Here is a 6,418-nt window from a genome sequence, read left to right as displayed (position 1 = left end):
GCGCGCGCGCTACCCGACTGCGCCCCCCCGGCCCCTCTATCGCGGGCCGCCCTGAACCCGTGCGGGGGGCGGCCCCCGCCCGCGTCGTCAGGACCGTCGTGCCGCCGGGGCCTACGCCGGGGGAGGCGTCGGTGCCGCCGGGACCTACGCCGGGGAGGCGTCGGTGCCGCCGGGGCCTACGCCGGGGAGGCGTCCGACGCCGGCTCCACCTCCGGCGGCTGCGGCTTCGGCGGCGGATCCGTCGCCGGGGGGACGTCCGTGGCGGTCGCCCCGCGCGGCTTGGGCGCCTGCCGTACGGCGGCCTCGCGGGAGTACGCCCGCAGATAGCCCACGACGGTGTTCGTCACCGCCACCAGCGGTACGGCGACCACCGCGCCGCCGATGCCGGCCACCATGCCGCCGGTGGCCACCGCCAGCACCACCGCCAGCGGATGGACCCGCACCGCGCGCCCCAGGATGAACGGTTGCAGGATGTGGCCCTCGATCTGCTGCACGACCAGCACGACGGCGAGCGTCATGACGGCCGCGAACATGCCCTGTGTCACCAGCGCCACCACGACCGCGAGCGCGCCCGACATCACCGCACCGACGAGCGGGATGAAGGCGAACAGGAAGATGAACACGGCCAGCGGGACGGCCATCGGTACGTCGAGGAAGTAGATGCCGAGGCCGATGAAGATGGCGTCGATCAGGGCCACGATCACCGTGCCGCGCACATACGCCGTCAGCGTCCGCCACGCGCGCGGACCGGCACCGGCCACGCCCGGCCGGGCCGCCGCCGGCACCAGCTTCAGCGTCCACTGCCAGATGCGCTTGCCGTCGTAGAGCAGGAAGAGCGTCGAGAAGGCGGCGAGCAGGATGCCGGTGAGCGCCTCGACGACGACCGTGACGCCCTCCAGACCGGCGGAGGTTATCTGGTCGGTGTTGGCGCCGACCGCCTCGCGCAGGTTTGCGGCGATCTCGTTGATCTGCTTGTCGGTGACGTGGAAGGGGCTGTTCAGCAGCCAGTTGCGCAGTTCGTCGATGCCGTCCTGGACCTGGTCGGAGAGGTTGTCGATGTTCTCCATGACCTGCCAGGTGACGAACCAGCCGATCAGGCCCATCACCACGAACCCGAGGATCGCGGTCAGGGCGGTGGCCGGCCCGCGCGGCACCCCGTGCCGGCGCAGCCACGCCACGGCCGGCTGGAGCAGCGCCGTGATCAGCAGCGCGGCGACGAACGCCAGCACCACCAGCTGTACGGCGCTGATGACCCGCATGAGCACCCACACGGTGCCGGCCAGGACCAGCAGCCGCCACCCGGCCTCCGCCGCGACCCGCACGCCCCAGGGCACGGCCTGCGCGGGGTCGGGGCGGTCGCGGACCACGACCGCGTGGTGCGTGGTGGCGTACTCCTGAGCCGCGTCCTCCAGGGGCGCTGACTCCTGGTCGGAGGCCGCCGCCCGCCTCTCGTCGGCGTCGTCCCGCCGCGCCTCCTGGCGGCGCTGCTCCAACCGCCCGCTCATCTGCGTCAGTCCGGCGCCGAGCCGGCCGAGCCACCCTGGCACTCGCGACATGATCCGTCCTCTTCCCCCGTCTTTCCCCACCACTCCCCCCTGGAGTCGGTCCGGTCCGACCGTACATGGCGGGAACGCGAAAGCCCCTCACCGTAGGACGGGGAGGGGCTTCGCGAGGTTGAGCGGTGTCCGCGCCGGGCGGACGGCGGGCTCAGTACCAGCGGTTGGCCTGCCAGAAGGACCAGGCCTCACACGGGCTGCCGTAGCGGTTGTCCATGTAGCTGAGGCCCCACTTGATCTGGGTGGCCGGGTTGGTGCGCCAGTCGGCGCCCGCGGAGGAGTACTTGCCCGCCGGGAGCGCCTGGAAGAGACCGTAGGCGCCGGAGGAGGGGTTGACGGCCTGGTAGTTCCAGCTGGACTCGTGGTCCACGATGTTGCTGAAGCACTGCCACTGGCCGCTGGGCACCATCTGACGGGCCATCGCCTGGATCTGGCCGGTGCTGTAGGAGCTCTGGACGGTGAAGCTGGTGGAGTCGCGCTGGGCGTCGCGACTGGCCGCCTCCTTCTCCTCCTCGCGCTTCTTGGCGGCCTCCTCGGCCGCCTCCTTGGCCTTCTCCTGCTTGGCCACGGCGGTCTTGGCGGCTGCCTTGCGGGCGGCTTCCTCGGCGCCCTTCTTGGCGCTCGCGTCCGCGGCGATGGCCTGCACGTCGGCCTGCTGAGTCAGGGACGCGGTCTGCACCTGCGCCTGCTCACCCATGGGGATGTCCGCGAGCAGCGTCGTGCCGGCTGCCGTCGCCTCCGCGTCGTTGTTCTGGGCGGTGCTGCCCGAGGCAACTCCGACGACGCTTCCGACAGCGGTGACTGCCGTGGCCGAGGCCACTGCGAATCCCCGGACCGAGATCCGGCTCACACGGTTTCCTTCCAGCATCGCCCGCTTCGGTGACCCTCGCGGACGCAATCGTGCCCCTGGCGCTGGCCTCCTCAACTACTGGTCACGGGAGACACGGGCCCGGTGGACAACTCCCCTCGCGGAGAGCGCCGTGTGGTGCTCGGGCGGCATACGACGCTGCTATGGAGTTGAGGCTGGTGCTTCTGTGGTGCCGTACCGCTGGGGGTACAGGTGTGTCGTATGCGGGGCCTGACAGGAATGAGACTCTGCCGTAACCCGACGGGGTGAGGCAATTCTGCGTTGCGTGTGAAAGCTCACATCCCGTTTGGCCCAGGGGATTCCCGGAAACGCACACACACCGCGGCGCCGCCCGGCTAGGCTCTTGGCCTTTCCGGACGGCGCCGACTGTCGGGTAACCGGCCCGTGTCGGGTCGGAGTTCTCGGATGGGTCAGATGTGACCGTCCTCCAGCATTTCGGTCACAAGCGCCGCGATCTGGGACCTCTCGGAACGCGTCAGGGTGACGTGCGCGAAGAGCGGATGCCCCTTCAGCTTCTCGACCACGGCGACGACTCCGTCGTACCGCCCCACCCGCAGGTTGTCCCGCTGGGCCACGTCATGGGTCAGTACGACCCGTGAATTGGCGCCTACCCGGGACAGCACGGTCAGCAGGACATTCCGCTCCAGGGACTGGGCCTCGTCCACGATGACGTACGCGTCGTGCAGCGAGCGCCCGCGGATGTGGGTGAGCGGCAGGACCTCCAGCATCCCGCGCGCGGTGACCTCCTCGATGACCTCGCGGCTGGTGACCGCCGACAGCGTGTCGAAGACCGCCTGCGCCCAGGGGCTCATCTTCTCGGCCTCGGACCCCGGCAGATAGCCGAGCTCCTGCCCGCCCACCGCATAGAGGGGACGGAAGACCATCACCTTCTGGTGCTGCCGGCGCTCCAGCACGGCCTCCAGGCCCGCGCACAGCGCCAGTGCCGACTTGCCGGTGCCGGCCCGGCCGCCCATCGACACGATGCCGACGTCCGGGTCGAGGAGCAGGTCGAGCGCGATCCGCTGCTCGGCGCTGCGGCCCTTGATGCCGAACGCCTCCCGGTCGCCGCGCACCAGCCGGACGTTGCCGTCGGGCGTGACCCGGCCGAGGGCCTTGCCGCGCTCCGACTGGATGGTCAGACCGGTGTGCACGGGCATCTCGGCGGCCTCGGGGACGTAGACGTGCCCCTCCTCGAAGAGGATGTCCACCTGCTCGCCGGGCAGCGTCAGTTCGGACATTCCGGTCCAGCCGGAGGCGTCCGTGATGGCCAGCTCCGCGCGGTACTCCTCGGCGAGCAGACCGACGGAGGACGCCTTGATTCTGAGCGGGAGATCCTTGGACACGACGGTGACGTCGAACCCCTCCGCCTGCAGATTGCGGGCGACCGCGAGGATGCGGGAGTCGTTGTCCCCCAGGCGGTAGCCGGTGGGCAGCACGCTGGGGTCCGAGTGGTTGAGCTCGACACGGACGGTGCCGCCGAGGTCCCCGATCGGAATGGGGGCGTCGAGGCGACCGTGCCGGACCCGGAACTCGTCGAGCAGGCGCAGGGCCTGCCGGGCGAAGTAGCCGAGTTCGGGATGGTGCCGTTTGGCCTCCAGCTCCGTGACCACGACGATGGGGAGCACGACCTCGTGCTCGTCGAAGCGGTGCAGAGCGTTCGGGTCGGCCAGCAGGACGCTGGTGTCGAGAACGTAGGTGCGCCGATCTGGCTTGTGGCGCTTTGTGCTGGTCACCACGGAAGGACGTACCCCCTCGGAAGAGGTCGGGGAGCGACGGAGTGGACGCTGGGCCGGGAGGGCGGTAACGAGCCGACCGGACGAGGGCCTGCGTCCAGCAGGCCCTTGGGGCCGCCCTGCACTGGCGCGGACCGTGGGCCGGTCCTCCGCCGCGTCTTCCGTGCCGTGACCGCACGGTGGGGCTGGTGCAAAGGGCCTCCCGGGCGGACGGCTCCGTGCCGTCCGCTGAGATCCGACACCCGTGGTTCGGGCGTCGACCTGCTTGCCTTATGCCCTGGAACGAGCGCCGCCATGCCACGGCTCAGGAGGGCGCACCGGTGAACTCCTCGTTACGGGAGTCCCGCAGGGAGCCCGTAGGGAGCCCGTAGGGAGCCCGTAGGGAGCCTGCGACGAGAGCGCGGCCGACGGGCAGGCGGGGGGGTGGGCCAGGCGGACCCGTGGCCGGGCAGAAAAAACGGGCCGGTCCGTGGGGGGGATACGGACCGGCCCGAGGGGGGGGTTTCCACCATAACCCTTTGTAAGTGATGCTGCGTGCATCGGCGTGCCACAACTACTCTCCGGAGTCACCCAGCGACGCCGGGATGCCCCCGGAAGCGCCCATTCCGCCCTGAATCATGGCCAAAACCCAGCCGAATCCGGATGGATATCGAATACACACCGGATACACACCGGATACACGGCGGATTCACAGGTGAGCGGAGTGACGAGAGGGCCGGCCCCAGGGCCACCCCCGTCCCCCGACCGGGTGACACGCGGGGCACACGCCCGCTTGACCCGGCACCGCGCAGCCCCCTCCACTGCGCGGTGCCACACGCGCAGCTTTGCTCACGCGAATTACCTGGTTCGAATTTACGTGACCCGCCGGTCCGGAACGGATCCGAGGAGGACAACGATGAATAACGATGCGGAGACCCCGTGAGGATGGCCGGGCGATTTCGCACCCTCACTCCGGCCACCCCGACGTTTGCGAAGGCACGCCCTTTACGCCCGGAATGCTCCGACCCCCACCCCGACCCACTGGGACAGAAACCGTCCTACTACTCCCCTAACGTCACCTCATGACGAAGACGACGCGGATCACTTGGGCCGCCGCGAACGCACGGCGCCTCGAACGACAGTTCCTGGCCAAGTCCGCCCGAACGGGCACCCCGGCCGCCGACGTGGCCGCCGCGATGCTCGGCGTCCACGCCCAGGTCCTGTCCGCGGCCGAACTGTCGGTCGGTCTGCGGACCGAGGACATCACCCGGGTGGCCGTACGGAACGCCTTGTGGCCGGCCGGCTCGCCCACCGCGCCCGCCCCCGCCCCGTCACTGATCAAGACGCACGGCCCGCGCGGGACGGTGCACCTGTTCCCGGCCCGCGACCTCCCGATGTGGTGCGCCGCGCTGCCCGCGATCCCCGACGGCTCGGGCTCCTCCGCGCCCGACGTACGGCTCGCCGAGGACCAGGCCGAGCAGGTCGTGACGGCGATCGGCGACGCGCTCGACGGCAGGTTCCTGACCATCGACGAACTCGGCGAGGAGGTCGTCGCCCGCACCGGTCCCTGGGCCGGCGACCTGGTGATGCCGGCCTTCCAGACCATGTGGCCGCGCTGGCGCCAGGTCCTGCACCGGGCGGGCCACTGCGGCGCCCTCTCCTTCGGCCCCAACCGCGGCCGCAAGGTGACGTACACCCGCCCACCGCACTTCACCCCGCTCCCGCCCGAGGAGGCGACGCGGCTCCTGGCCCGCCGCCACCTGCACGCGTACGGCCCCGCCACACCCCAGCACTTCGCCCGCTGGCTGGCCGCGCCGGCCGCCTGGGCGAGGGGCCTGTACGACGAGCTGGCCGGCGCGGGCGAGATCGAGGAGGTCGACTTCGAGGGGACACCGGCGTGGGTGGCGGCCGGCGACACCGACTTCCCGGACCCCCAGGAGCGGGACGAACTGGTACGCGGGGTACGCCTGCTGCCGTACTTCGACGCGTACGTCATCGCCGCCCAGCCACGGGAGCTGCTCTTCCCCGACGCGGCCTACACGCGGGCGCTCGCGGGCGGGCAGGCCGGCAACTTCCCCGTACTGCTGGTCGACGGGGTCGCGGCGGGCGTCTGGCACCAGCTGCGCCGGGGCCGCCGGACGACGGTCACGGTGGAACCTCTGGGCCGCCTGACGGCACGGCAGGAACGGGAACTGGCGGTGCGGGCGGAACAGGTGGGGACGGTGCTGGAGGCGCGTGCGGAGCTGGTGATCGGGGAGGTGCGGGTGGGGGCGCACGCCTGA

General features: G+C 71.2%; 4 protein-coding genes. 1 reads left to right on the top strand and 3 read right to left on the bottom strand.

All coding sequences use genetic code 11. The annotated features are described in order from the left end of the window. Positions 1 to 176: 176 nt before the first annotated feature. From ACFWR9_RS27525 to ACFWR9_RS27515, 3 genes are all read right to left on the bottom strand, one after another. Entirely contained in the window at positions 177 to 1,556 is a 1,380-nt protein-coding gene (locus tag ACFWR9_RS27525; RefSeq protein WP_383846569.1) for an AI-2E family transporter, read from the bottom strand. A gap of 151 nt (positions 1,557 to 1,707) precedes the next feature. Continuing rightward, positions 1,708 to 2,406, bottom strand: coding sequence for a transglycosylase SLT domain-containing protein (locus tag ACFWR9_RS27520; RefSeq protein WP_383846568.1), 699 nt, complete (start codon positions 2,404 to 2,406; stop codon positions 1,708 to 1,710). 428 nt (positions 2,407 to 2,834) lie between these two features. After that, complete coding sequence (locus ACFWR9_RS27515; protein WP_383846567.1) at positions 2,835 to 4,160, bottom strand: PhoH family protein; 1,326 nt, start codon at positions 4,158 to 4,160, stop codon at positions 2,835 to 2,837. Positions 4,161 to 5,218: 1,058 nt separating this feature from the next. Here ACFWR9_RS27515 and ACFWR9_RS27510 point away from each other — a divergent pair. After that, on the top strand, positions 5,219 to 6,418 hold the full coding sequence (locus ACFWR9_RS27510; protein ID WP_383846566.1) for a winged helix DNA-binding domain-containing protein: 1,200 nt from the start codon (positions 5,219 to 5,221) through the stop codon (positions 6,416 to 6,418).

This window comes from Streptomyces sp. NPDC058534 (assembly GCF_042717365.1).
GTDB lineage: Bacteria > Actinomycetota > Actinomycetes > Streptomycetales > Streptomycetaceae > Streptomyces.
Note: the sequence above shows the minus strand (reverse complement) of the source record. Positions and strands in the feature narration are given on the sequence as shown.

Excerpts from the sequence above, each read along its gene's own strand:
- ACFWR9_RS27510 (WP_383846566.1), top strand. The coding sequence starts at position 5,219 with ATGACGAAGACGACGCGGATCACTTGGGCCGCCGCGAACGCACGGCGC.
- ACFWR9_RS27525 (WP_383846569.1), bottom strand. The coding sequence starts at position 1,556 with ATGTCGCGAGTGCCAGGGTGGCTCGGCCGGCTCGGCGCCGGACTGACG.